General features: G+C 62.5%; 20 protein-coding genes. 5 read left to right on the top strand and 15 right to left on the bottom strand.

What is annotated here, in order from left to right; all coding sequences use genetic code 11:
* Positions 1 to 13: 13 nt before the first annotated feature.
* Positions 14 to 925, top strand: a complete 912-nt coding sequence (locus LPZ50_RS01160; protein WP_230656670.1) for a LysR family transcriptional regulator — start codon at positions 14 to 16, stop codon at positions 923 to 925.
* Here the strand turns inward: LPZ50_RS01160 and LPZ50_RS01155 are convergent, their stop codons facing one another.
* The 8 genes from LPZ50_RS01155 to LPZ50_RS01120 form a co-directional block, all read right to left on the bottom strand.
* A complete protein-coding gene (locus LPZ50_RS01155; RefSeq protein WP_230656668.1) occupies positions 926 to 2,959 on the bottom strand; it encodes a TRAP transporter permease in 2,034 nt (677 codons plus the stop codon).
* A gap of 105 nt (positions 2,960 to 3,064) precedes the next feature.
* Positions 3,065 to 4,027, bottom strand: a complete 963-nt coding sequence (locus LPZ50_RS01150; protein ID WP_230656667.1) for a TAXI family TRAP transporter solute-binding subunit — start codon at positions 4,025 to 4,027, stop codon at positions 3,065 to 3,067.
* A gap of 204 nt (positions 4,028 to 4,231) precedes the next feature.
* On the bottom strand, positions 4,232 to 5,596 hold the full coding sequence (locus LPZ50_RS01145) for an MFS transporter (protein WP_230656665.1): 1,365 nt from the start codon (positions 5,594 to 5,596) through the stop codon (positions 4,232 to 4,234).
* Between the two features lie 37 nt (positions 5,597 to 5,633).
* Entirely contained in the window at positions 5,634 to 6,608 is a 975-nt protein-coding gene (gene trxB / locus LPZ50_RS01140) for a thioredoxin-disulfide reductase (RefSeq protein WP_230656663.1), read from the bottom strand.
* A gap of 17 nt (positions 6,609 to 6,625) precedes the next feature.
* Complete coding sequence (locus LPZ50_RS01135; RefSeq protein ID WP_230656661.1) at positions 6,626 to 7,606, bottom strand: Bug family tripartite tricarboxylate transporter substrate binding protein; 981 nt, start codon at positions 7,604 to 7,606, stop codon at positions 6,626 to 6,628.
* Between the two features lie 40 nt (positions 7,607 to 7,646).
* The gene (locus tag LPZ50_RS01130; protein WP_230656659.1) at positions 7,647 to 8,900 is read right to left on the bottom strand and encodes a CaiB/BaiF CoA transferase family protein; all 1,254 of its coding nucleotides are present in this window, start codon (positions 8,898 to 8,900) and stop codon (positions 7,647 to 7,649) included.
* Between the two features lie 2 nt (positions 8,901 to 8,902).
* Positions 8,903 to 9,499, bottom strand: coding sequence for a UGSC family (seleno)protein (locus LPZ50_RS01125; RefSeq protein ID WP_230656657.1), 597 nt, complete (start codon positions 9,497 to 9,499; stop codon positions 8,903 to 8,905).
* Between the two features lie 13 nt (positions 9,500 to 9,512).
* The gene (locus tag LPZ50_RS01120) at positions 9,513 to 10,613 is read right to left on the bottom strand and encodes a hypothetical protein (protein ID WP_230656655.1); all 1,101 of its coding nucleotides are present in this window, start codon (positions 10,611 to 10,613) and stop codon (positions 9,513 to 9,515) included.
* Positions 10,614 to 10,771: 158 nt separating this feature from the next.
* Here LPZ50_RS01120 and LPZ50_RS01115 point away from each other — a divergent pair, with 158 nt between their 5' ends.
* The 4 genes from LPZ50_RS01115 (at position 10,772) to LPZ50_RS01100 (ending at position 15,785) form a co-directional block, all read left to right on the top strand.
* On the top strand, positions 10,772 to 11,689 hold the full coding sequence (locus LPZ50_RS01115) for a LysR family transcriptional regulator (protein WP_230656653.1): 918 nt from the start codon (positions 10,772 to 10,774) through the stop codon (positions 11,687 to 11,689).
* A gap of 60 nt (positions 11,690 to 11,749) precedes the next feature.
* On the top strand, positions 11,750 to 12,253 hold the full coding sequence (locus tag LPZ50_RS01110; RefSeq protein WP_230656651.1) for a sigma-70 family RNA polymerase sigma factor: 504 nt from the start codon (positions 11,750 to 11,752) through the stop codon (positions 12,251 to 12,253).
* 16 nt (positions 12,254 to 12,269) lie between these two features.
* Positions 12,270 to 13,244 (top strand): FecR domain-containing protein, encoded by a 975-nt coding sequence (locus tag LPZ50_RS01105; RefSeq protein WP_230656649.1) that lies wholly within the window; start codon positions 12,270 to 12,272, stop codon positions 13,242 to 13,244.
* 93 nt (positions 13,245 to 13,337) lie between these two features.
* Complete coding sequence (locus LPZ50_RS01100) at positions 13,338 to 15,785, top strand: TonB-dependent receptor (RefSeq protein ID WP_230656647.1); 2,448 nt, start codon at positions 13,338 to 13,340, stop codon at positions 15,783 to 15,785.
* Between the two features lie 80 nt (positions 15,786 to 15,865).
* Here the strand turns inward: LPZ50_RS01100 and LPZ50_RS01095 are convergent, their stop codons facing one another.
* The 7 genes from LPZ50_RS01095 to LPZ50_RS01065 all read right to left on the bottom strand — a co-directional run bounded on the left by LPZ50_RS01095 (position 15,866) and on the right by LPZ50_RS01065 (position 23,831).
* Positions 15,866 to 16,237 (bottom strand): YciI family protein, encoded by a 372-nt coding sequence (locus LPZ50_RS01095; protein ID WP_230656645.1) that lies wholly within the window; start codon positions 16,235 to 16,237, stop codon positions 15,866 to 15,868.
* A 122-nt stretch (positions 16,238 to 16,359) separates the two neighbouring features.
* Entirely contained in the window at positions 16,360 to 16,650 is a 291-nt protein-coding gene (locus LPZ50_RS01090; protein ID WP_230656643.1) for a PAAR domain-containing protein, read from the bottom strand.
* Between the two features lie 51 nt (positions 16,651 to 16,701).
* Positions 16,702 to 17,307 carry a hypothetical protein gene (locus tag LPZ50_RS01085; protein ID WP_230656641.1) on the bottom strand — a complete coding sequence of 202 codons (606 nt, stop codon included), beginning with the start codon at positions 17,305 to 17,307 and terminating at the stop codon, positions 16,702 to 16,704.
* A gap of 4 nt (positions 17,308 to 17,311) precedes the next feature.
* A complete protein-coding gene (locus tag LPZ50_RS01080) occupies positions 17,312 to 18,139 on the bottom strand; it encodes a hypothetical protein (protein WP_230656639.1) in 828 nt (275 codons plus the stop codon).
* 1 nt (position 18,140) lies between these two features.
* Complete coding sequence (locus tag LPZ50_RS01075) at positions 18,141 to 18,614, bottom strand: hypothetical protein (protein ID WP_230656638.1); 474 nt, start codon at positions 18,612 to 18,614, stop codon at positions 18,141 to 18,143.
* 49 nt (positions 18,615 to 18,663) lie between these two features.
* Positions 18,664 to 20,730, bottom strand: coding sequence for a type VI secretion system tip protein TssI/VgrG (locus LPZ50_RS01070; RefSeq protein ID WP_230656636.1), 2,067 nt, complete (start codon positions 20,728 to 20,730; stop codon positions 18,664 to 18,666).
* A gap of 575 nt (positions 20,731 to 21,305) precedes the next feature.
* Positions 21,306 to 23,831, bottom strand: coding sequence for a TonB-dependent siderophore receptor (locus LPZ50_RS01065; protein ID WP_230656633.1), 2,526 nt, complete (start codon positions 23,829 to 23,831; stop codon positions 21,306 to 21,308).

Here is a 23,831-nt window from a genome sequence, read left to right as displayed (position 1 = left end):
ATAGGAAATACTGATGCGTCGATATTCCCTGGCACAGATCGAAGCGCTGGCGGCCATCGCCAAACTGGGCTCGTTCCAGGCCGCCGCGCGGCACATGAACATCACCCAGCCCACCGTGTCGCTGCGCGTGCGTGAACTGGAAGATGCGCTGGGCACCAAGCTATTCGAACGCGACGGGCGAGCCGCCAAGCTGAACGCCGAAGGCGCGGTGGCCCTGCACTACACCGACGAAGTGTTGAAGCTGCTGGATGAACTGGAAACCCGGCTGCGCACCGGCGACCCGCTACAGGGCACGCTGCGGGTGGGATCGTCCGAGACCGTCGCCATCGCCGTGCTGCCCCGCATCATCACCCTGCTGGGTGAACGCTACCCGCGCCTGAAAGTGGAACTTACCGTCAGCAATAGCTTTGTGCTGCTGGACGGGCTGGCCAGCAATCAGTTGGACCTGGCCATACTGGCCGATCCGGGCCACCTGGCCAACACCCAGGTCGAACCCCTGGCCCTGGCACCTGTGGCCTGGATGGGCAGCCGCGCCACCCAGCTGCCCACCCCGCTGGTCGACCCGCTGGCCCTGTCTGAATCCACCATTCTGTGCATGCCCGAGCCATCGCCGCTATACGAGATGATGGCCAACTGGTGGGACAAGGAAGGCGGCGTGGCGCTGAGGGTCAGCACCTGCAACAGCCTGGCCATGCTGGCGCGGCTGGTCACCGCGGGCGTGGGAATAGGCGTGCTGCCCACCTGCATCTTGCGCAACGAAATACAACGCGGTTCCGTCGTAAGCTACCGGCAGCAGTCGCCATTCCGGCCGCTGCAGATCTGCGCCGCATACCGCAACGCCTCCCGGTCGGAAGGGGTCGAGGCACTGGTTGGCATCGCGCGGCGGGTGATGCTGGATTCGCGGTATTTTGCGCCGTTGAAGTAATCAAGCCGCGGTCGGACGGGACGCTCGGCCGCGCCACCAGTGGAAAGCCAGCGCAATCAGCACCAGGCCGAACCCCGCGACATCGACCATCGCGCCCGGATACACCAGGGCGAATCCCGCAATGCAGAACACGATGCGCTCGAACACCGAGGCGCGCGCCAGCAGCCACCCCTGGAAGCCCACCGCCAGCGCAAAGATGCCCGCGGCGGCCGTGACGGTCACTTCCGCAATCGACCACCAGTTCGCCGCCGCCAGCGCCTTGGTCGAGCCCATCAGCAACAACCCTTGGCCGGTGGGGTCCAGCACGAAAATGAACGGCACCAGGAATGCCGGCATGGTGTACTTCCAGCATTGCATGGTGGTCTTGTAGGGGTCTCCGCCGGTAATCGCCGACGCCGCGAACGGCGACAACGCGGTGGGCGGCGACACTTCCGACAGCACCGCGTAGTAGAAAATGAACATGTGCGCGGCAAAGTCGGGCACGCCCAGCTTGATCAGCGCGGGCGCGGCAATCACGGCGCAAATAATGTACGAGGCCGTGACCGGAACCGCCAGCCCTATTACCCATACCACCAGTGCCGTATAGATGGCCGTCAGCAACAGCGAGCCGCCCGCGTAGTCGATGACGATGCCGCTGAACTTCAGGCCCAGGCCCGTCAGCGTCACCACGCCCACGATAATGCCGGCGCCCGCGCAGGTGGCGCCTACCCCCAGCATACCGACCGACCCGGCTTTCAGCGCCTGGATCAATGGCGACTGGAAGAAAAGCCTCGATACCGTCCCCCTGCCGCGAAACAGGTCATAGGAAATCATGGCCGTGTCGGCGCGCAGGAAGCTGGCCAGGAAGGCCACGACAATGGCCCAGAACACCGACAGCACAGGCGAAAACCCCAACATCATGAACGCCACGATAGAGATCAGCGACAGGAAGTGGAACCAATAATGCCGCGTCAGGTTCCACACCGTGTCCACCTTCTCGAACACGATGTTGCTCATGCCGTACTTGCGCACATCTATCTCTACCATCAGGAACAGCGCAAGATAAAACAGCGCGGTCGGGATCACCGCCATCAGCAGCACGTCCAGGTACGACATCTTCAAGAATTCAGCAATGATGAACGCCGCCGCGCCCATGACCGGCGGGGAAATGATCGCGCCCAGGCCGCCCGCCGCCAGCAGCCCCCCGGCGGCGTTGCGTTCGTAGCCCACCTTGGCCAGCATCGGCCACGCTACCGTGCCCAGCGTAACGGTGGTGGCCACGCCCGACCCGGACGGCCCGCCGAGCAGGAACGACGCCAGCACCACCGTGCGCCCCGCGCCGGCAGGCTTGCCGCCCATGGCCGAAAACGAAAAATCGATATAGAACTTGCCGGCGCCGGAATGCTGCAGGAATGCCCCAAAGATGGTGAACAGGATGATCAGCGACGACGACACATCCACCGCCACGCCATATATGCCCTCCAGCGTCATGTACATGAAACCGACGATACGGTCGACGCCGTAGCCCTTGTGCGTCCAGGGGTGCGGCAGGTATTCGCCCAGTACCGCATACGCCAGGAAGCAAATCGAGATAACGGGCAGTATCCATCCTATGGTGCGGCGCATGCACTCCAGCACCATCAGGATCAGCGCCACGCCGAACACGATGTCCCAGGTATTGGGGCTGGTGTTGCGGTCGGTGAAATCGTCGCCGCCCACGATCAGGTACACCGCCACGGCAATCGCCATCAGCGCGGCCGCCCAGTCCCACCACATGATGCGGTGCCGCAGCCGCTTGCAGACCGGAAACATCAGAAACGACAGGAACAGCACGAATGCCACGTGTATGGGGCGCAGCGTCTGCGTCGGCACGATGGCATAGGCGGAATACAGGTGGAACAGCGACATGACCACCGCCGCGGCGGCCAGGAATATGCCGCGCCAGCCGTCCATTCTGTTGGCCGCGCCCTCTTCTTCTTCGATGTACTGCTCGGCCTTGCGCAAGGCCTCGTCGCTGACGACGGCCGTGGAAGTCGGTTCGGCAGGTAGGTTCATACTGGATTTCCCCGAGATGAGTCCGGCATCTGCGTGCCTTGGCGTTGTCGTTGGCGAGCCGCGCCATGCCCCAACCGCGCGGGTTGGGGCATGATGAAACCCGGATCAATCGAGCTTGACGCCTTTCTCGGTGAAATACTTGATGGCGCCCGGGTGGAACGGAATCGGCGAGGCCGTGGCCTTCTGCTTTTCCAGCTTGAATTCCGCCGTGTCCTTGTGCACCGCGATCAGTTCGTCGCGGCTTTCGAAGATGGTCTTGACGATGTTGTACGCGGTCTGGTCGCTCATCTTTTCGTTGGCAACCAGAATGTTCATGACCGTGGCCTGCTTGTTGTCCTGCTCCATGCCGCGGTACGTGGCCTTCGGAATCGTGTCTTCCACGTACAGATTTCCGTACTTCTTGTTCATGGCCGCGACCAGGTCCGCGTTATCGATCATTTTTATCTTCGTGCCCGGCGTATTGGCAAGATCTGTCACGGCCGCGGTGGGCAGGCCGCCCACCCAGAAGAAGGCGTCGATCTTGTTGTCCTTCATGGCGTTTACTGATTCGGCAACGCCCAGCCGCTCGCGCTCGACATCGTCGTCTTTGTCCAGCCCGGCCGCCTCCAGCATCCGAAAGGCCATGACCTCGGTCGCGCTGCCGGGCGATCCGGTGGAAATGCGCTTGCCCTTCAGATCGGCCATTTTCTCGATGCCGCGCCCTTCCACCGTTACCACGTGCATCCGGTTCGGATACAGAATCATCAGGGTGCGCAAAGGCACCTTCTTGCCCTTGAATTTTCCTTCGCCCTTGAAGGCATCCGTCGCGGCATCGGACATGGTCAGCCCGATATAGGAAACATCGCCGTCGATCAGCTTCAGGTTGTCCACCGACCCGCCGGTAACCTCGGCGGTGGCCTCCATGCCGGGCACCTTTTTCGATAGCATCGACGCAATGCCGCCGCCTATCGGGTAATAAACACCCCCGGTACCGCCAGTGGCGATCGAGATATTCTCGGCCGCCGCGGCCTGGGCCAACCCCAGGCACACACACAGCAGGAACGCGAAACGTCGTATTGAAGTAGTCATCTTGTCTCCTGGCATTTTTGATGTTGCGCTGCGACTGCTACTGCGAAGCACTTTTTCTTTGATGCGGTCAGGTCGATGCTGCGTATACCTCGTCACGGTGTAACCGGTGAGCGTGGATACGTCAATCAGAGTTCCTGCTAGTATTCTTCGCCAGCCCGCACCCGCTGCACAGGCACGCCGTGGCCTTGGCCTTGCCCGGGAACGCTACGGCCTTCGCGCGAAAGGCAGGACGCGCGACAGGCTGATGCTGCTGCCCACTACCGCCAGGATCGTGCCGAACCATATCGCGGCTTCGATTCCCTCTTCCGGCCACGCCGACAGACAAAAAGCCACCGCCGCCGCGCCCACCGATTGCCCCAGCAGGCGGGAAGCAGCCAGGATCCCGCCCGCGCCTCCGCTGCGGTCACGCGGCGCGCTGCTCATCATGGCCACCATGTTGGGAGACTGGAAGAACCCGAACCCCACCCCGCACAGCACCAGGCGCCACGCGATATCGAAGGGGCCCGCGGCGTCCGGTATGGTGGCCAGCGACACCAGGCCCGCCGCGACGATAAGCAGCCCCAGGCCTCCCAGGACACCGGGAGTGATCCGCTCGGAAAGCGGCGCGGCCACCAAGGTCATGATGGCCAGCGTAACCGGCCACGGCGTTATCAGGAACCCGGCTTCCACCTGGCTATAACCCAGCTTGAACTGGAACAGAAAGGGCAGCACCACGAATACCAGGCCCTGGATGGCGAACGCACAGACGGCGGTGGCCGACGACAGCGTGAACAGCCGGATACGGAACAGATCGACGGCAAGAATGGGCGCGGCCAGCCCCGATTCACGCCGCCGCAGCCAGTACGCGCATGCCGCGGCGGCGATGAAGGCCGGAATCACATGCCGCCATCCCAAATGCGCCATGCCGGCAATGCCGTACAACAGGCACGCGAACATCCCGGCGCAAAGCAGCGCGGAAACCGCATCAAAAGACCGGACATTGCGCTCGGTGGGAGGCAGCCGCTTGAAGGCCAGCACAACCGCCAGCAATGCCACGGGAGCATTCAACAGGAATAGCCAACGCCATTCCACCGCCGACAGAATGGCCGAAGCGGCCGTGGGCCCCAAGGCAAATGCAATGCCGACGATCATCGCGTACAGGCCCAGCCCGCGCCCCAGCTTCGCCGCCGGATACAAGTGCTTGATCAGCGCCGGGGTCGTCGCCGATATCGCCGCCGACCCCAGCCCCAGCAAGCCCCTGCCCGCCATCAAGGTCGGCAGGGAAGATGCCAGCCCGCTAGCCAGGGAACCCAGGGCGAAGACGGCCAGCCCCGCCAGGAACACCCGCCGATGGCCGTAGATCTCGCCCAGCGCGGCCAATGGCAGCAGCGCCGCGATCACGGCCAGGTAGTAGATATTGATGATCCATATCGTGCTTGCGGCGGTCGAACCGATTCCCTGGGCGATGGCCGGCACCGCGGTGCTGGTCAGCGAAATGTCCAGGGTGATGACGGCCACGCCCAGCAGCACCGAAAAAAGTGCCGGCAGGTTGAATGGGGTTTGATGTGCCGTGGTTCCTGCTTGGGTCATGCCAGTGCTACCGGATCTTGGCGACGAACGCGATATCTTATCCGGTGATGGGTGGTGCGGTATCGGCCAACGCTTCCAGCCAGCGCTGGGCATCCAGCGCCGCCATGCACCCCGTTCCCGCGCTGGTGATGGCCTGCCGGTACACATGGTCCTGCACATCCCCGGCGGCAAAAACCCCGGGCACGGACGTCTGCGTGGCAAACCCCTGCGCGCCGCCCTGGGTCTGGAGATATCCATCCCGCATGGCCAACTGGCCTTCGAAAATGCCGGTGTTCGGCCGGTGCCCGATGGCAATGAACACCCCGTCGACATCCAGCGATTCCCGCGCTTCCGTCTGCGTGTGGCGCAAGCGCACGCCGGTCACGCCCGACGCATCCCCCAATACCTCGTCCAATTCGTGGAACACCTTCAGCCGGACCGTGCCCGCCGCCTGCTGCGCCATCAACCGGTCCACCAGGACAGGCTCGGCGCGGAACTTGTCGCGCCGGTGCACCAGCGTCACGCTGCGGCACAGGCCGGCCAGGTACAGCGCTTCTTCCACCGCCGTATTGCCGCCGCCCACCACCGCCACATCCTTGTTGCGATAGAAGAACCCATCGCACACCGCGCAGCCCGACACGCCGCGCCCCATGAACGCCTGTTCGGACGGCAGGCCCAGGTACTGGGCCGCCGCGCCGGTGGCAATGATCAGTGCATCGCAGGTATACACGGCCCCGCCATCGCCCTTCAGAACGAATGGCCGCCCCGACACATCGACCTGGACGATGTGGTCCAGGATGATCTCGGTATCCAGGCGTTCGGCATGGGCTTGCAGGCGCTGCATCAATTCGGGCCCCGGTATGCCTTCGCCATGGCCGGGCCAGTTCTCGACGTCCGTCGTCGTCATCAACTGCCCGCCCTGGGCCATGCCCGTAACCAGCACCGGCCGCAGGTTGGCCCGCGCCGCATAGACGGCGGCGCTGTAACCGGCCGGCCCCGAACCCAGAATCAAGACTTTGGCATGCTTGCCCACGCGTTTTTCCCCTGTTGTCAGGCCTGCGGCTGAATGTGCGCGGCCTTCACGATGGCGCCATACCGTTCCGACTCGGACTGGCAGAACGCCGCGAAACTTTCCTGCGTGCCGCCCAGCGGGTCCGCTCCCGCCTGCAACAGCTTGTCTTTCACGCCCGGATCCGCCAGCACCTGGTTCAGGGCCTGGTTCAACCGGGACACAATGGCCGCAGGCGTGCCGGCCGGCGCCCACACCCCGTACCACGTGGTAATGGCGAAGCCCTTCAATCCGGACTCGTCCAGGGTCGGCAGTTCCGGCGCCACCGCCGAACGCGCCGTGGACGTCACCCCCAGCGCCCGCAACTTGCCCGAGCGCACGAAATTAATGGACGACGGAGCGCTGTCGAACATCATGTCCACCTGCCCGCCCACCAGATCCGTCAGCGCCGGCGCGCTGCCCCGGTACGGCACATGCATCAGGCGCACCCCCGCCAACTGGCCGAACAGCTCCCCCGCCAGGTGACTGGGCGCGCCCACGCTGGACGACGCGAACGTCAGCGGCTCCTGCGACGCCTTGGCCTGCTGGACCAGTTCCGCCAGCGACTTCGCCTTCACCTTGGGCGACACCACCAGTATCTGCGGCGTGGACGCCAGCCCCACCACCGGCACGAAATCCTTCAACGGGTCGAAAGGCAGGTTCGTCTTCAGATAAGGATTGATGACATGGCCCGAATAATTCAGCAGCAAGGTATAGCCGTCTGCCGAAGCGCGCGCCACCTGGCTGGCGCCGATCACGCTGCTGGCGCCGGGCTTGTTGTCGATGACCACCGTCTGGCCCAGGTCTTCGGACAGTTTCTGCCCCACCACGCGCGCCACGATGTCTGTCGGCCCGCCCGCCGGAAAGGGCACCACGATGGTGATCGGCTTGTCCGGATACGCAGGCGCGCTCGAGGCCGGCCCCGCCTGCACAACGGCCGCCCAGCCCAGCAGCAGGCCCGCCGCGAATGTCATGGCTTTCATGTCTCGCTCCTTTGAAGGATTTGCTTGTCGTGTCGCGGCGTTATGCCGCCCCAGCGGGTGCCTGGCCCTGGCTGCCTGCCACCACCCCCTGTTCCATCAGCCGGTCGATGTCCGCCGGCTCCATGGCCAGCCACTCGCCCAGCACTTGCCGCGTATCCTGCCCCAGCCCCGGCGGCGCGTGGCGATATTCCACTGGCGTGCGCGACAGGCGTATCGGGCTGGCCACCGTGGGCACATTGCCCTTGTGCGCAGACGCGATGGAGCCCCGCGCCTGCCGATGCACCACATGGGCATCCGCGAACGCCTGTTCGATGGTGTTGATCGGCCCGCACGGCACGCCCGCCGCCTCCAGGGCCTGGATCCAGTGCGCCGTGTCCCGCTGCGCAATCACCTGAGCTATCCCGCCGACCAGCTCGTCGCGGTGCTCGATGCGCGCCGGGTTGGTCGCGTAGCGGGCATCGTCCGCCCATTCCGCCTGCCCGCATACCTGGCAAAACCGCCGGAACTGCAGGTCGTTGCCCACCGCCAGGATCAGGTAGCCATCGCGCGTACGGAAATCCTGGTAAGGCACGATGTTGGGATGCGCGTTGCCCAGCCGCCCCGGCGCCTTGCCGCCCACCAGATAATTCATGGCCTGGTTCGCCAGGCTGGCGATCTGCACATCCAGCAGCGACACATCCAGATGCTGGCCCTGGCCCGTGGCGCGGCTTTCCATCACCGCCGCCAGGATGCCCGTGGCCGCGTACATGCCTGTCAGCAGATCGGTGAGCGCCACCCCCACCTTCTGCGGCCCCGCGCCCGGCAGGCCATCGGGAACGCCGGTAATGCTCATCAGCCCGCCCATGCCCTGGATCAGGAAGTCGTATCCCGCGCGCTGCGCATAAGGCCCCTGCTGGCCGAAACCCGTGATCGAGCAATACACCAGGCGCGGATTCAAGGGCGCCAGGTCTTCATACCCCAGCCCGTGGCGCGCCAGGCTGCCCACCTTGAAATTCTCGATCAGCACATCGCACCGGGCCGCCATCCGGCGCACCAGATCCGCCCCCGCCGGCCGCGAAAAATCCACCGCCACCGACTGCTTGTTGCGATTGGCGCTAAGAAAGTACGCTGAATCCCGCTCGCCGCCCGATGGCGCATCGCGCCAGGGCGGCCCCCAGGCGCGCGTGTCGTCGCCCGCGCCGGTGCGCTCCACCTTCACCACCTGGGCGCCCATGTCCGCCAGCGTCTGCGCGCACCACGGCCCCGCCAGCACACGTGAAAGATCCAGCACCCGCAATCCGGATAGCGCGCCCATGATCAATCGGGCGTTCGATGGGACTTCAAGTATTCCTGCGCGGCCCCGCCTTGCGAACCCGTCCACACCGCCTGCGCCTGCGGCAGAATCTGCGACACCCGGTGCGCCACCTCTTCCATGGTGATCGAACTGACCGGGTGCGCGATGATGATGGGCTCCAGTTCGTGCATGCCCAGGGCCTCGCGCGTCAGCACCGTTTCTTTCACGAACTCGGTGGTCACGATCACTGCCGTGGGCACACCCTGCTGTTCCAGCGCGATCGCGTCGCGCAGGCAGCCCGACGTGCACGACCCGCAGTCGCCGATGGCCGTCAACACGATGTCGTTCTCCGCGATGATCTGCTCGATCAGTTCCGGTGCGGCGTCTTTCGAGAAACTGTGCTTCACGTAGTAGTTCACCGCCGCGAAGTCGATCTCTTTGCCCAGCGCCTCGATGGAACCGCGCAGCAGCTTGTTGGCGTTCCACTTGGAATTGTCCAGCACCCCCAGGCGCAGCCCGTCCAGGCTGGCGCGCCGCTTGGCCGTGGGTTGCGCCACCGAGCGGATCACCCCGCGGGGGTCGTACACACGCACCTGGCCGTTTTCTGTTTTCATCAACATGGTCGTCTCCCGATCAAAGTGAGCAAGTGCCGCTGGAACAATCCGGGCCTTCCGGCGCAACGGCCACATTCACCGGCCGCAATACCGGCGTGCTCATGTGCCCCCAGCCTGGAATCACCGCCGAGAACCGTCCCGCCTCGCCACCCATCACGAACAAGTGGATGTTGTCCGGGCTGTGGATGATCGGAATACGCGTGTCGTCTTCGCGCTTGTACCACTTGGGCAGATTGCGGTTGTAGACCTTGCCGTAGCGATGCCCGTAAGCCAGGTCGATGAACCGGTTGCCGTGGTTCATGAAAATGTAATTGCGGATGTCGGCCCGGTTCCAGCCGTGCTGGGCAATGGTCTTGGCATGCTCCAGCCCCAGCGCCACCGCCATGTGCCCGCCCAGCACCGCCGTGTTAGACGCAATGGTGCTCATCGCCGAGCAAATCGTGTCCAGGATCCCTTCCGGGTCGTTCGATACATGGTTGGTGGCGCTGTGCGGCGCCTCGGCCGCGATGACGAACACCGTCGAATCGTCCGGCTTGTAGCCGTGCTCCACGTGATACGGCGCCAGCGGGCTTTGCGCCTCGTTCTCGGCCACGCAATAGGTGTACTTGCCGGGATGCCCCAGCGTGCTCTTGTCCAGATCCCCCGGCCAGGCGCCGCCCACGTTCAGCATCATCAAGCGCACCGCGCGGCCGATGGTTGCGTTGGCGCGGTTGCCCGAACCAAAGGCATTCGCCCCGCCATTCATACCCAGCGCCTTGGCAATGGGCCCATTCACCACGATCAGCGGCGACGCCACGTGCGTGGTGGCCTGTACCCCGTTCAAATTGAACGCCGCGTCCGTCAGCGCCAGCATCGCCGCCCGCACCACCGGCGCGTATTCCGGCTTGCAGCCCGCCATGACCATATTGATGGCCAGCACCTCGCGCGTCAGCTCGCCCCAGCGCGGCGCCACCTTGCATTCCACGAAATCCGGATCGCCGCCCAGTACCTGTATGACGGCGTCGATTTTCTCCTGCGTCGGCGGCACCACCGGCAAGCCGTCGCTGAAGCCCTTTTCGTAGTAGTACTCGACCAGGTCGATGCCGGCATCGACCTGGTTTTCCTGCATGGCTGCGCTCATCTCTTGTGCTCCTTCAAGGGGATGAGCCGATCTTAGAGATTGCGCGTATTATTTCCAATCTGAATCTATTGACTTAAATAATTGCCAAAATCACATAAATAGAATGCGCCGCGGCCTCGGCCGTCTTTCGTTCAATTGTGTTCTTGCAGGCCATCGCCATGATCCATCCAGACCAGCCAGACCTGAGCGCCAAGGAACTGCTAGCCGTGAAAACCGTGGCCGACTACGGCAGCTTCAACGCCGCGGCCATTGCACTGGAAATTTCCCAGCCCGTGCTGACCCGCACCGTGCAGCGCGTGGAGCGGCAGATAGGGCTGACGCTTTTCAACCGCACCACGCGCAGCGTGGAGATCACCGATGCCGGCAAGGAATTCGTGGCCCTGGCCGAGCGCGTGCTGAACGACATGCAGATCTACCTGAAGGCAGTACAGGGAAGGTCCGCCGAGCAACGCGGCCAGGTGGTGATCGCATCGGTGATGTCGGTGGCCTGCACCGTGCTGCCCGCCATCGTCGCGCGGTACAAGCGCGACCATCCGGGCGTAAGTATCCATGTCTACGAAGGCGTGCACGGCAACGTGATCGAGAGCGTCAGGTCGGGCGTGGCGGATATTGGGCTGACCTACCTGGATGACATCGCCTCGATCTTCACACAAACGCCCTTGAGCACGCAGTATTTCCATGTGGTGCTGCCGAAGGGGCATAGGCTGGAGCAGCAGCGGCAAGTGGCCTGGAGCGCGCTGAAGAATGAGCAGATGGTGTCGCTGCCATCGGATTCGCGCACGAGAAGGCTGATCGATGCAACGGCGGTCACCGCCGGCCTGAACCTGGCGCACACCATTACGGTGACCCAGTTCACCACCATGATGCAATTCGTGGCCAAGGGCGTGGGGATAGGCATCGTGCCCGAGGGAACCCTGGCGGATGCGTTGAGCCTGGGGTTGGTGGTCAGGCCGCTGGTGCGGCCGAAGGTCAGCCGGGTGCTGGGGTTGGTGACTTTGAAGGAACGGGAACAAACGCCGGTGGCAAGGGGAATGGTGGAGCAGGTAGAGAGGGAGTGGAGGCTTCCGCAACGTTGATACCCCTCACGGTCATGAAAATGGTTATTATTAACATTTTCATCCATCTCCCACGCAGCCATGCCCGCAGGCCCGCTATCCCCTAGCCACGCTATCGAGGATCTGTACGCAGAGAATCACCTCTGGCTGCAAAAGTGGCTGCGCAGCAAGCTGGGATGCGTGCACCATGCGGCAGACTTGGCCCAGGACACGTTTGTCCGGATCCTGAGCAAAAGCGAAGTTATCCCTATCCGGGAACCGCGCTCGTACCTGGCGACCATTGCCAATGGATTGGTGTATGACTTTCGCAGGCGCCAGCGCCTGGAACAGCGCTATCTAGAGGCGTTGCAGCAGCTTCCCGAACCCTTGCAGCCCTCTCCGGAAACGCGGGCGCTTCAGTTGGAAGCGCTAAGCGCCCTGGACGCACTGCTAGACCAATTACCATCGGCGGTGCGCCGGGCTTTCCTGCTGTCGCAGCTTAGCGGATGGACACACGAACGTATCGCCACCGAGCTGCAAATCTCGGTGTCCACCGTAAAACGCCATATCGTGCGGGGGCTTACCCAATGCTGCCTGCTTCCGTAACGTAGCCAAGGCAGACATGGCATCGACCCCTTGCCCGGCCCTGGACCCCGGCCTTGTGCGCCGCGCGTCTCAATGGTGGGTCGACTTGCAGTCCGAGTCGGCCACCGCATCGCTGCGCCAGGCGTGCCTGGACTGGCGGCAGGCGGATCCGGAGCATGAACGCGCATGGCAACGCGTGCAGCAGGTAACTGGGCAATTGCATGGCGTTCCCGAACCCCTGATTCAAGCCACGCTACTGACGCCACGGCGCGCCGGCCGGCGCCAGGCCATCAAGACACTATTGTTGCTGGCTGGGGTAACCGGAACAGGGGCGGCAACCATCGGCCTGGCGCCGTGGACAGACTGGCGCGCCGACGAATCCACGCGAGTCGGCGAAATTCGCCGAATAAGGCTGCCAGACGGTTCACTGGTGGTGCTGAACACCCACACCGCCGTCGATATCCGCTATGGCGCGGCCGAACGCAGGCTGGTGCTGCTGCGCGGCGAAATGCTGGTGACGACCGCGGCAGATGCCTTGCCTGAGGCCCGCCCATTCCTGGTGGACACCGCCCACGGGACATTGCGAGCCCTGGGCACACGCTTCCTGGTGCGGCAACATGGCGATGACAGCGAGCTGCAGGTTTATGAGGGCGCGGTGGAAGTCCGCACAACGCGCAACGGCTCCGCGGCGGAAGTCGTGCATGCCGGCTTCCGCGTGCGCTTTGACGGCACGCGCGCTGCCCCTGCCGGCCCTGCCCAGGAAACCAGCGCCACATGGACGCGCAACATGCTGGTGGCCACGGCAATGCCCCTGCGCCAGTTCCTGCATGAACTGGCGCGCTACCGGCGGGGCCATTTAGGCTGTGAAGACGAAATAGCTGAACTGCAGGTTTCGGGAACATTTCCACTCGGGGACACGGATCGAGTCCTGCGCGCGCTGGAATATGAACTACCGGTGGACGTGCATCGTTACACGAATTATTGGCTTACGCTGCGTGCGCGCCGTTCGTGATTGCACTTTTCTTCAATTAAAGTGAGCTGTTTGGGTTTTTCGTTCGGCCTTACAGATAGAAGCCTCATTTTCTACCTGACCAAGGACGCCGATATGGCCCTGCGCAAGCTGAACAGAACGCTCTTCTTCACCACCCGCACCGCCGTCGGGCGGCACCTTGTCCGTCGCGCGTACCGGAATATGCTCGCCATGGGCGTGCCGGGGCTGGCGGCAATGTGGTTGGTGGCACCAGCGTATGCTCAAGCCGCCGAGGCTATCTACAACCTGCCTCCGGGCGATCTGGGGCAAGCCCTTGCGCGCTTCGGCAACGAGTCAGGGATTCTGCTGACGTTCGATCACACGCTGGTGGCGGGTAAACAGACAGCGGGTTTGCAGGGCCGCTACAGCGTGCCGCAGGCATTGGCGGCGCTGCTGGCAGGCACTCGACTGGAACCTGTCCTGCGTCCGGATGGCAGTTACTCATTGCGCGCACGCCCCGAAACAGGCGCGGCAGCGGAACTGCCGGCCGTCACGGTCGTAGGCGCAAGCAGCGACCGCCCGGACCTGCCCGCGCCGTATGCCGGAGGCCAGGTGGCGCGCGGCGCCGGAATGGGCGTGCTGGGCGACCGGGACATGCTGGACACACCGTTCTCGGTGAACAGCTATACGGTGCAAACCATCGAGAACCAGCAAGCGCAGAGTGTGGCCGACATCGCCACCAATGATCCGGCCATCTTGAATGTCGACCCGACGAATGCCAGCTATGCCAACACCTTCACGGTGCGCGGGCTGCTGCTGGGCAACGGATCGATCGGCTTCAACGGCCTGTTCGGCCTGGCGCCGAATAACCAGACCACCTTGACGGGCATCGAACGCGTCGAGATCATCAAGGGGCCCACCGCGTTCCTGAACGGCATGTCGCCCAGCGGCACCGGAGGGGCCATTAACCTGGTACCCAAGCGCGCGGCAGACACCCCCCTGACCTCGTTCACGGCCAGTTACCTGTCCGATTCGCAGTTCGGCGGCCACCTGGACCTGGGCCGCCGCTTCGGGCCCGAGAACCGCGTCGGCATCCGCCTGAACGCGATGTACCGGGACGGCGACACCTCGGTCGACCAGCAATCGCAACAGCTGGGCACTTTTACCCTGGGCCTGGATTATCGCGGCGACCGGTTTCGCGTGTCGGCGGACGTGGGCTACCAGAATATGCGCACCGACCGCGCGAACAGCACCATCGCCCCCGCCGTCGGGCAGCCCATTCCGAACCCGCCATCGGCCGGCAAGAGCTTCATGTCCCCCTGGAATTTCGTCGACACCGAGGACACCTACGGTATGCTGCGCGGCGAATTCGATATCAATAAAAAATGGACCGCATACGCCAGCGTCGGCCGCAGCAACACCGACTGGAAACAGGTACTGGATTTCGGCACCCAGTTGCAGGAAAACGGAGATTTCCTCAGCACCACCCGCATGAACTTCACGGGCATCGAGCGCACCGTGGGCGAAGCCGGGCTGCGCGGGCAACTGGATACGGGGCCGGTGCGGCATAACGTCAGCTTCAGCGTGAATGGCTACAAGGCAGACCGCACCAGCGCCGGGACGACAACGCTGGGTTCGATCAGTTCCAACATCTATGATCCCGTCTTCCTGGACAAACCCGACACCAGCGCCCCGTCACGCAACCGCATCAGCCGGACGGTGCTATCGGGCTACGCGCTGTCCGACACACTGTCCATCCTGGACGAGCGCGCCCAACTGACGCTGGGCGTGCGCAAGCAGAAGATCATGGCGGACAACTACAACATCGCCACCAATGCGCGCACGTCACGCTATGACAAGACAGCGTATACACCCGTGGTGGGCATGCTGTTCAAGCCGGCGGAATACGTGTCGTTATACGGCAGCTATATCGAGGGTATGCAGCAAGGCGCCGTCGTTGGCGCCAGTTACGCGAACGCCAACGAAGTCCTGGAACCGTATCTGTCGAAACAGTACGAAGCCGGCGTCAAGGTCGATTGGGGAAAACTGAGCACGACACTGGCTGCATTCCAGATCGAACAGGCGTCCGCCATTGCCGACCCAGTTTCCAATACATTGAACGCCGACGGCGAACAGCGTAACCGCGGCATAGAACTCAACGTGGCAGGCGAACCATGGCGCGGCGTGCGCGTCCTGGGAGGCTACATGCTGCTTGACGCGAAACTCACCCAGACCGCGGGCGGCGTCAATAATGGCAAGACGGCGCCCGGCACCTCGCGCCACCACGTCACGCTGGGCGTGGAATGGGACACGCCTTTTGCCACCGGGCTGACACTGACTTCCCGCGTGATGTATGCCAGCCGGCAATATGTGGATGCCGCCAACACCCAGTCCATCAAGCCCTGGACCACGATGGATCTTGGCGCACGCTATGTCCTGGAGCAGGCCGGGTATCCGATTACCCTGAGAGCCAACCTGCGCAACGTGTTCAACAAGAGTTTCTGGACCACGTATCCGGGAGCCGGTACGTTGAATGTGAGCGAGGGGCGCTCGCTGCTGCTATCGGCGACGGTGAATTTCTGAGGCGGCCCTTTGGTTGATGGGGATTCACCCCTCTTCGGACGGAGGGGCATACCTGGTTTTGCACCAGCGGGGTTGAACCCTCATAGAGCCAGGTAGAAATCCATGGGAATCAGTTCGACGGCCCACCCACCTTCTTCGCCCAGCGTGGCGGCCGGGTGCATGGATGCAATGCGCAACGCCTCGTCATGGCTGTCCGCATCAATAATGAACAGGCCGCCCACCACTTCCTTCGACTCGGTGTAAGGCCCGTCGGTGATGCGAGTCCTGCCATTGTTCGGGCGGAGCGTCCTCCAGTTCTCGAGATCGCCAAGCGACGCGGAAATCAGAACCTTGCCGGTCGCGCGCATTTTTTCATCCAAGTCCGGACATTGGCTCACCAGTTTCTTGACGTCATCCGGCGCCATCGCAGCGAATTTTTCGGGGGTGAAATAGGCCAGGCCGAGATATTTCATGGGAGATCCTTGGGGTGGTAATACACCAACGACGAATCTGATGAGCGGAAATCGACATGCACAGGGAAAGTTTGTCGCGGCCCTGGGCGGCCTGTTCGCCAGCCGCTTGCGGCAAGCCGTGCTCAGCCGCCGATGAATACGGTCTCTGAGCCTTCCGCGATCTGGCCTCCGCATGAAATCGGATCGCCTATCCTGCCAGCGGGCTTGCCGTTGATGAACACCGAGCTCGAGCCTGCCGCCAGGCTGCGTGCATGATCGGACTCGTCCGGGCGGGCGTGCGACGCGAAGGGGTCTCCTTCACGTACGGCGCCGCGGCCGTCGATGCTGACATCGGGCGAGGCGCCGGTACACGGCGTCGGCGGCGCACCATCATGGCCAGAGGCCTGATCGTTGAGTCTGCCTGCGGCTGGCATGATCGTGTCTATACTCCGGAACAGGTTGGGCCATACAGACAGGAGTGGCGCTCAGCGCCTGGCATCCGTCTGGACGAGCTTGATTTCCCGATGGGACAGGAACTGCTGAAAGTCCTTGGGCAGGGCATGCAGCGCTGCCGGCGAGCAATCCATCGACACCTGCTCGCAACGCGCTGCCAGCGATACACACACCTTGATCTTGTCCACCAAAAGATGGGGCACGAAAGACGACAGGGTCTGGCCTTCGAACAGGAACGCGGGGTTCATCGACCTGGCTGCGATGAAGAAGGCATCTTCGAAGGGCATCGCCGATGGCGAGGCCTCGGTCCATGCCTGCCATATCTGTTCCTCGCTGGCGCCGTCGCACCAGGACAGCGATGCTGCGCCGACATGCGTCCAGCCAGCCGCCGCGCACAGGCTTGCCCAGGACGCTGCCGGAATAGATTGCAATTCCCGCCGGATGGTTATCTCTCCTTCGCCAATCAGCGCCGAAATGCTTGCCGCCCGTTGAGGCTGTCCCGTTCTGACAAAGCGGGCGAACAGGTTGGCGTTCGAGTGTTGAATGCGCCACAGATCCGGCAAGCTCTGGCCGCCCTTGGAGAGTATGGCGCCGGCCAATGCCGGTTTGCTGGATTCGATTGCGCTTTGCGTATTCATTGCGTTACGGGACCGGTTGCTGCATGAGGCGCGCAGGATTGAACCTGGTTTCTTCCATCGAGCAGCCCGCGGGAGGCAGGCCCTGCAGATATGGATGAAGGTTGGGAATCCGCCGATAGGGCTGGTCGTAGCTTGGAGCGCTGTTTTCCACGACACAGCGCGCACGCGCGCTGGCGGCCAGCTCCCAGTAGAGATTGCGGGGTCCCTCGACGCTCCAGACGCCCGCGGATAATCCCACGCCACCTGCTATCAACCCCGTCCCAGCGTTGGCGACCGTGGCCCTGAAGAAAAAATCGCTCGTCAGACCGCCCGTTATGCCGTCGTAGCCTTCGATTCGATATATGCCCGCGGCACCGGCGGCCTCGATCTCGGCACCGGCGATGCCGCCAGGCATGCCCGCCAGGTCGTCGAACGAAAAGGGTTTGGTCGCGTAGATTAATTGAGGGATCGCCTTCTGCATGCGCTCGTACAGCGCCATGCCGCTGTTCGCTGCTCCTTGTTCGCGCTCCATGGTGACAGCATCGTCGACCTTTTTGGCGTTCCCGACGAGATCGTTGGCTTTCTCGAAGGCCAGGGCATCCCTGGCGGCACCGCCCACGGCCTTGAATATCTTGCCGATGGGGGCGCTCACGGTGATGCCGCAGTTCAGGATGTTCACCACGCTAATGGCCATGCTGTCCAGGCCAAGAAAAATGAAACTGTGGTAGCCGCATACGACGGCCAGGCTGCCTTCATAGGAAATGAGCCAACGCTGGGATTTCGCGCCCATGGTACCCACCCAATCCTCGGGCTTCATCAGGTCATTGCCAAACGGAAATTCAGTGTCGCTCATGTCACTGATCCGAGGGCGTCAGGAAGCAGTATTGTTTTTCTCTGAATTGCATTGCCAGATATCGACAACCACTCCAGTTCTCAGCCAAGCAGACCTGCTCGGGTTCCGCCATCTCGTTCATGGTGCATCTTTCACTTTTGCATACCGTCGTATACACCTTCCCCGTTTTCAGGTGACCAGCGGAAATGATGGTCTTGTCCTTTGGCAGGGTGAGTGCTCCAAAAGCGTCGACCATGGCTTGCTGCTGCTGGCGGGTGCCCGACGGCGGCTGCCTGCCGATAGTCGATTCTCCGGCCAGTACCATGTTCTTGTTGTATTCGGAATACTGCTCGCTGTCACAAGACAGTTGCCCTTGTGCCGAGGCCAGTGGCGGTTGGCTTTGCTCACCAAAAAAGTGCGACGCAATCAACACGCCGGCGATCACGAGCAACAATGCCCCACCCGAGATAAAAAACTGTCGCTTGTTGTGAATCATGATGATTGATGTGTTTGATGCGATTGAGTGAGCCTTGAAATGAGGGCAATCAATTGAGATTGATTTTCTTGGAAGAAAGAGCAATCTCGTTCGTAGCCTGCATTTCGATGCCGTTCTCGAAATTCAGAAAAAGCGTGTCTCCGCTTAATCGGATGAACCCATCGGCAGTCAAGCGCAGCTCGGATTTTCCGACCTGAATATGGAACTCGCCATTCGAGGTCATGGAAACCGTGTTCGCAGCGTCCACCGAGATGTTGGAACCCGACGTCAGCTGTATCGAATGACCGGCGCTTTCGACGATTGTGCCGCCCACCGTCACGGTCTTGGTCAGGCCCACGAACTGGGTCTTGACGCCGGCGGTGGCTTCGTTGATGGCCTGGTCCGCGAACAGGGAATAAACGCCGCGGCCCAGTTGGTTGATGCCGGGGATAGGCAACGACTTGGCCACGTCGGCAATACCCTCCACCAGCTTGCGGAACGAATTGGACAGCACGCGGCCCACGCCGCTGGGGCCGACGTGCAGCATCATGTTGCCGTGCACCGACTCACTGTGATTGCCATCGACCTCGATGGCCTTGTGTTTCCCCACGGACTGCACCCAGTTGTTGTCGATCCGCTCGGTATGGTTGTTCTTGGTCTTCTCGTTACGGTCCTTCTGCGCCAGGACGTAGATTTCCTCTTGGCCGGCCTTGTCCTCGAACCTCAGGGCATTGGCCGTGTGATAGTTGCCGCCGGGGCTGGAGCGCGTGTAGATGCCCATCTTGGTTTCGTTGTCAGGCAGCTTCCAGGGCGGCATCTTCGCCGCGTTGTATACGCGCCCCGTGATGATCGGGTAATCCGGATCTCCGTTCAGAAAATCCACGATTACCTCGTCGCCAATACGTGGCACCTGGATCGCCCCGAAATTGCCGCTGGCCCAACTGCTGGATACGCGAATCCAGCAGGAACTGTTCTCGTCGCGCTTGTCGTAGCGGTCCCAGTGGAAATGCACCTTGACCTGGCCGTACTTGTCGGTCCAGATTTCCTTGCCCTGCGGCCCCACTACCACCGCGGTCTGCGGGCCCCTGGTACGCGGCTTTTCGGTGATGCGGGGCGGCCGGAACGGCAGCTTCGCATCCTGCACCGTCAGGTTGAACAGACACTTGTGGCCCTGCGAGGCATCACCGCCCACGGAGCTGTAATTGTTTTCCTTCAGATCGTAGCGCGTGGCCAGCACCAGATACTCGCGATTATCTTCCGTGCGCGGGCAGCCGGTCAGGTTGAACAACGATCCGGTGGCCACGCCCCGGGCCGTGCTGCGCAACGTACGGGTGTCGCGCACGTGGTGCTGTTCCTCCATGCGCTGGCGTGCGTAGCGCTCACCCAGTAGCGTGTCGCCGTAGTTGCCGGGCCAGTCATATACCTCGGCCTGGCTGTGCTCATGGGGTAGCTGGATTTGCTGGAGGGCCTTCAGGTCGGCATTGGGCGTGACGAAGTTGTAGTCGTTGGTCGTGTACTGGCCGGGCCTCAGGCCCTGACGCACCCCTATCTGGGTCATGTAGTCCTGCCGCGGCAGCGTCAGCTTGTCCTCGGGGAAGTACCGGACCTGTTCATAGCCGGCCACGGTCTTGTGGTTCTGCACCTCGTCGCTCATTACCAGGGTGTGCCTGTCCTGGGCGTGCCGGAAGTAGTAGTGGATGCCTTCGGCTTCCAGCAGCCGGCTGACGAACTGGAAATCGCTTTCGTCATACTGCACGCAATAGACGCGCGGCTCGTAGTTCTCGGCCAACTCGAATTCGAACGCGTAACCGTAAGGCGCCAGCACCTGCTTGATGGTGTCCGGCACGGTCTGGTTCTGATAGATGCGGAATTCCCGCTTGTGCGTGGCCAGCCACAACCAGGGCACCACCACGGCCTCGTAGGCGAAATAGCGATCCGTGTCGCCGGCCTGGCCCACCAGTGCAAAACTGGCGATCACGCCGCCGAGATACCTGGGCGTGGCCGTGGCTTCTATCGTCAAGATAAGGGGCTGGCCCAGCAGGCTTCCAACGTCGACCTGCATCGAACGATGCAGCAGGCGCACCCGGTACTCGGACAAGATGGACAGGCCGTCCGTGCCTTGCATGGCGTCGAACATGAATCCGGAGGGCTCGGCACCGACCGAAACCCGGATCGTCCGTTCCGTATTCAGCATGTTTGATAGGTCTGCAATCGAAAGCATCTCACCCCGCGTGAACGAGCGGTACTCCTTTTCTGGACTGTGTGGTCATGAAACGGTAGCGGCCCGGCATGGTAACGGGCCGCGGCAGGCAAATTCCCTAAATTTGTTTGCAAATAGACACGCATACTTCCATATGTAACCGCACAAGGCGGAATATGCGAACAGCCGGGCTTGATACGACAAAATCAAATATTGGGCGCCAGCCCGGATGCTTATCTGTCACAAGGACGTCGATAGTGACAGCGGTATATATTTTGTTTCAACAAACGCTCGACGATCAGTGACTCGTCGCTATGCCGTCGTATCGCAACGAGCAGGAGTTTTAAGGACGACCTTGTACAAGGTCGAGGCCTGAGACGCTGGGGCTACGCTGGGATCCTATGCCCGGGTCCTGGCCGTGCTGGGTCTTGAAGGCGTGTTCTAAAGGAGCAAGCTGAGCAGGCCGTAGCAGCGGTGCAACACCACCATCGCGTCACGCATGCCGCTGCGCATCAGAACTGGTAGCGTGCCGACAGCGTCACGCTGCGCGGCTCGCCATAGACGTTGCTCGGAAAGCTCACACTGCCGGACAGCGCGTTGTAGTACTTCTTGTCAAAGACGTTGTTGATGTTGAGCTGCATATCCAGCTTCGGTGTCGCCTGCCAGCCCACTACCAAGTCGGCCAGGGTGTAGGCGTTTTGGGTGATACGGAATGGTACGCCGCTCGTGGTGCCCTTGTTGTAAATGGAGCCCTGACGGTAGACCGAGCCGCCGATGCGCCAGCCCTGCAGAGCGCCAGTCAGTCGGTACATCGTCGACAGCTTGAACAGGTGGCGTGGCGTGTCGGTATCGAACAGCTCGCCCACATTGTCGGGATTCGCATCCTTGCGATAGCGCGCGATGGCCACCGTATAGCCGAGGCTTACCTGCCAGTTGGGAGTGATGGTTCCCTGAACCTCAAATTCCACGCCCTGGCTGCGCACTTCGCCAGCGGCCGAATAGCAGGCGACTGTCGGGTAGCCGGCGCACTGAGTCTGATCGGTGCTGCGGAAGGCACGGTTTTTCTGGTCCATGCGGAACAATGCTGCCGAGGCATTCAGCGCGCCATCGAAGTATTCGCCCTTGATGCCGATTTCGTAATTTTTGCCGATCACGGGATCCAGCAGATTGTTGCTGGCATCCATGTAGTTTTGAGGCTTGAAGATGTCGGTGTAGCTGGCGTAGACCGAGTGCTGGTCGTTCAAGTCGTAGACGATGCCGGCGTACTTGGTCAGTTGACTATTGATGCTGTAGCGATTGTGCGCACTGACGGATGGCGTATTGGCGGTAAAGCTCGGATACGTGTTGACGGTGTCGTTGTAGTCGAACCAGTCCAACCGTCCGCCCAATATCAGCTTCAGCCGGTCCGCCAGATTGAGACGCGTCGTGGCGTATAAGCTTTGCTGGGTAATGTCGGCGTCCATCCAGTCCCGCAGCGGGATATTGGGATTGGCAACGGCGCTCGGGTCGAAGTCGTAGAGATCGAGATCATCGTAGAGAACCACGCCTTGGCGGCTGTTGCCGTCGAAATCGACGTTACGGTAGCTGGCGCCCAGCACCAGTTCATGCGTACGGCCCAGCAGTTCGAAGGGACCGTTGGCATACAGATCCACGCTGCTCTGCTTTTCCTTATGGGCGTTGCGCGCACCCAACTGGCGGTATTTGTCTGTGGTGACGTTGTAATTGAGATAATGGCCCAGCATGTCAACTTCGGCCTGCGCGTAATAGGCCGATAGATGCGTACGCCAGCCGTTGTCGAATCGGTGCTCGAGCCCCACGAAAGCCGAGGTGGTGTTTTTGTTCCAATGTTCCCAGTCATTGGCATAGGACGTGGACCGGGGCAGTCCCAGATCGCTGCCGTCGCGGCCCACGGGCAGGCCGGTGAAGCCGTTGCCATGCAGCCGGTTTTCCTGGTGCAGCGCGCTGAGCGTGAGCGTGGTGGAGGCAGCCAGATCCTTTTCCAGGATCCCGTAAAAAGTCTGGCCGCTACTGTCTTCGCCGCGCTTGTAGCTTCCGAAATCCTGAGTGGCGATCACCGCACGACCGCGCAGACTGCCGTCATCTGATAGCGGACCAGACGCGTCCAACTCGGCTCGATAGTGGTCCCAGCTGCCAGCGCTCACGCCGGCGGACACCTGCGGCACATCGGTTGGCCGCTTGCGCACCAGGTTGATGGCGGCCGACGGGTTACCTGCGCCCTGCACCAGTCCCGTGGCGCCACGCACGATCTCCACGCGATCGTAGATGGCCATGTCGGTGGACAACAAGTCCTGCGACAGGTTCGAGCTGTCCAAGCTCACGGGCAGACCGTCGAACATGATGTTGTCCACGTGCATGCCGCGCGCGTAGAAGGAGGCGCGCTCTGGCCCGAAACGCCGGAAGGTCAGGCCGGGGGCTGCCTGCACCACGTCGTTGATCGTCTGCAGGTTCTGATCCCGGATGAATTCGCGAGTAATGACGGTGACCGACTGCGGCGTCTCGCGCATGGACAGGTTGAGCCGGGTGGCCGTGCTCATGCTGCTGGTGGTGTACGAGCCCGTACCCTCGGTAGTGCCGTTGGCGGCTGTGCCAGTCACCGTGACCATAGGCAGCGTGGCGGCGTCGGACGCGGCGGATGAAAGCGTCTCGTCGACTCGCAGCACGAACGCGCCATTGTCCAATTGCACGGCCCGCAGGCCGCTACCGGCGAGCAATAGGCTCAGCGCGCCGGCGGCGGGATGCCGACCGTTCACGCCGGCCGTGCGCTTGCCCTCGGTTTGCTCGGCGGTAAAGGTCAACATGATGTTGGCCGTGCTGGCCAACTGACGCAAGGCTGGTGCCAGCGGCCCGGCGGCAATCCTGAAGTCGACCGCGGCGGTCCCTGCCGCAGGCGTGGCGCCTTGCGCAAGCACGGCGGCCGGAGCGCCGGCCGCGAGGGCGACGGTCAGCGTCAGGGCGGCAAGCGCAGTAGACGATGGATATAGGCGCTCCGAATCGTGGGCGCGGCGCAGGTTCGGCAT

The organism is Bordetella petrii (assembly GCF_020991325.1).
GTDB lineage: Bacteria > Pseudomonadota > Gammaproteobacteria > Burkholderiales > Burkholderiaceae_B > Bordetella_A > Bordetella_A petrii_E.
The sequence above is the reverse complement of the archived record's forward strand: the minus strand, read 5'-3'. Positions and strand labels throughout refer to the sequence as shown.

Coding starts and splice junctions, on each gene's coding strand:
- LPZ50_RS01160 (WP_230656670.1), top strand. CDS start 14: ATGCGTCGATATTCCCTGGCACAGATCGAAGCGCTGGCGGCCATCGCC.
- LPZ50_RS01155 (WP_230656668.1), bottom strand. CDS start 2,959: ATGAACCTACCTGCCGAACCGACTTCCACGGCCGTCGTCAGCGACGAG.
- LPZ50_RS01150 (WP_230656667.1), bottom strand. CDS start 4,027: ATGACTACTTCAATACGACGTTTCGCGTTCCTGCTGTGTGTGTGCCTG.
- LPZ50_RS01145 (WP_230656665.1), bottom strand. CDS start 5,596: ATGACCCAAGCAGGAACCACGGCACATCAAACCCCATTCAACCTGCCG.
- LPZ50_RS01135 (WP_230656661.1), bottom strand. CDS start 7,606: ATGAAAGCCATGACATTCGCGGCGGGCCTGCTGCTGGGCTGGGCGGCC.
- LPZ50_RS01130 (WP_230656659.1), bottom strand. CDS start 8,900: ATGGGCGCGCTATCCGGATTGCGGGTGCTGGATCTTTCACGTGTGCTG.
- LPZ50_RS01125 (WP_230656657.1), bottom strand. CDS start 9,499: ATGTTGATGAAAACAGAAAACGGCCAGGTGCGTGTGTACGACCCCCGC.
- LPZ50_RS01120 (WP_230656655.1), bottom strand. CDS start 10,613: ATGAGCGCAGCCATGCAGGAAAACCAGGTCGATGCCGGCATCGACCTG.
- LPZ50_RS01115 (WP_230656653.1), top strand. CDS start 10,772: ATGATCCATCCAGACCAGCCAGACCTGAGCGCCAAGGAACTGCTAGCC.
- LPZ50_RS01110 (WP_230656651.1), top strand. CDS start 11,750: ATGCCCGCAGGCCCGCTATCCCCTAGCCACGCTATCGAGGATCTGTAC.
- LPZ50_RS01105 (WP_230656649.1), top strand. CDS start 12,270: ATGGCATCGACCCCTTGCCCGGCCCTGGACCCCGGCCTTGTGCGCCGC.
- LPZ50_RS01100 (WP_230656647.1), top strand. CDS start 13,338: ATGGCCCTGCGCAAGCTGAACAGAACGCTCTTCTTCACCACCCGCACC.
- LPZ50_RS01095 (WP_230656645.1), bottom strand. CDS start 16,237: ATGAAATATCTCGGCCTGGCCTATTTCACCCCCGAAAAATTCGCTGCG.
- LPZ50_RS01090 (WP_230656643.1), bottom strand. CDS start 16,650: ATGCCAGCCGCAGGCAGACTCAACGATCAGGCCTCTGGCCATGATGGT.
- LPZ50_RS01085 (WP_230656641.1), bottom strand. CDS start 17,307: ATGAATACGCAAAGCGCAATCGAATCCAGCAAACCGGCATTGGCCGGC.
- LPZ50_RS01080 (WP_230656639.1), bottom strand. CDS start 18,139: ATGAGCGACACTGAATTTCCGTTTGGCAATGACCTGATGAAGCCCGAG.
- LPZ50_RS01075 (WP_230656638.1), bottom strand. CDS start 18,614: ATGATTCACAACAAGCGACAGTTTTTTATCTCGGGTGGGGCATTGTTG.
- LPZ50_RS01070 (WP_230656636.1), bottom strand. CDS start 20,730: ATGTTCGACGCCATGCAAGGCACGGACGGCCTGTCCATCTTGTCCGAG.
- LPZ50_RS01065 (WP_230656633.1), bottom strand. CDS start 23,831: ATGCCGAACCTGCGCCGCGCCCACGATTCGGAGCGCCTATATCCATCG.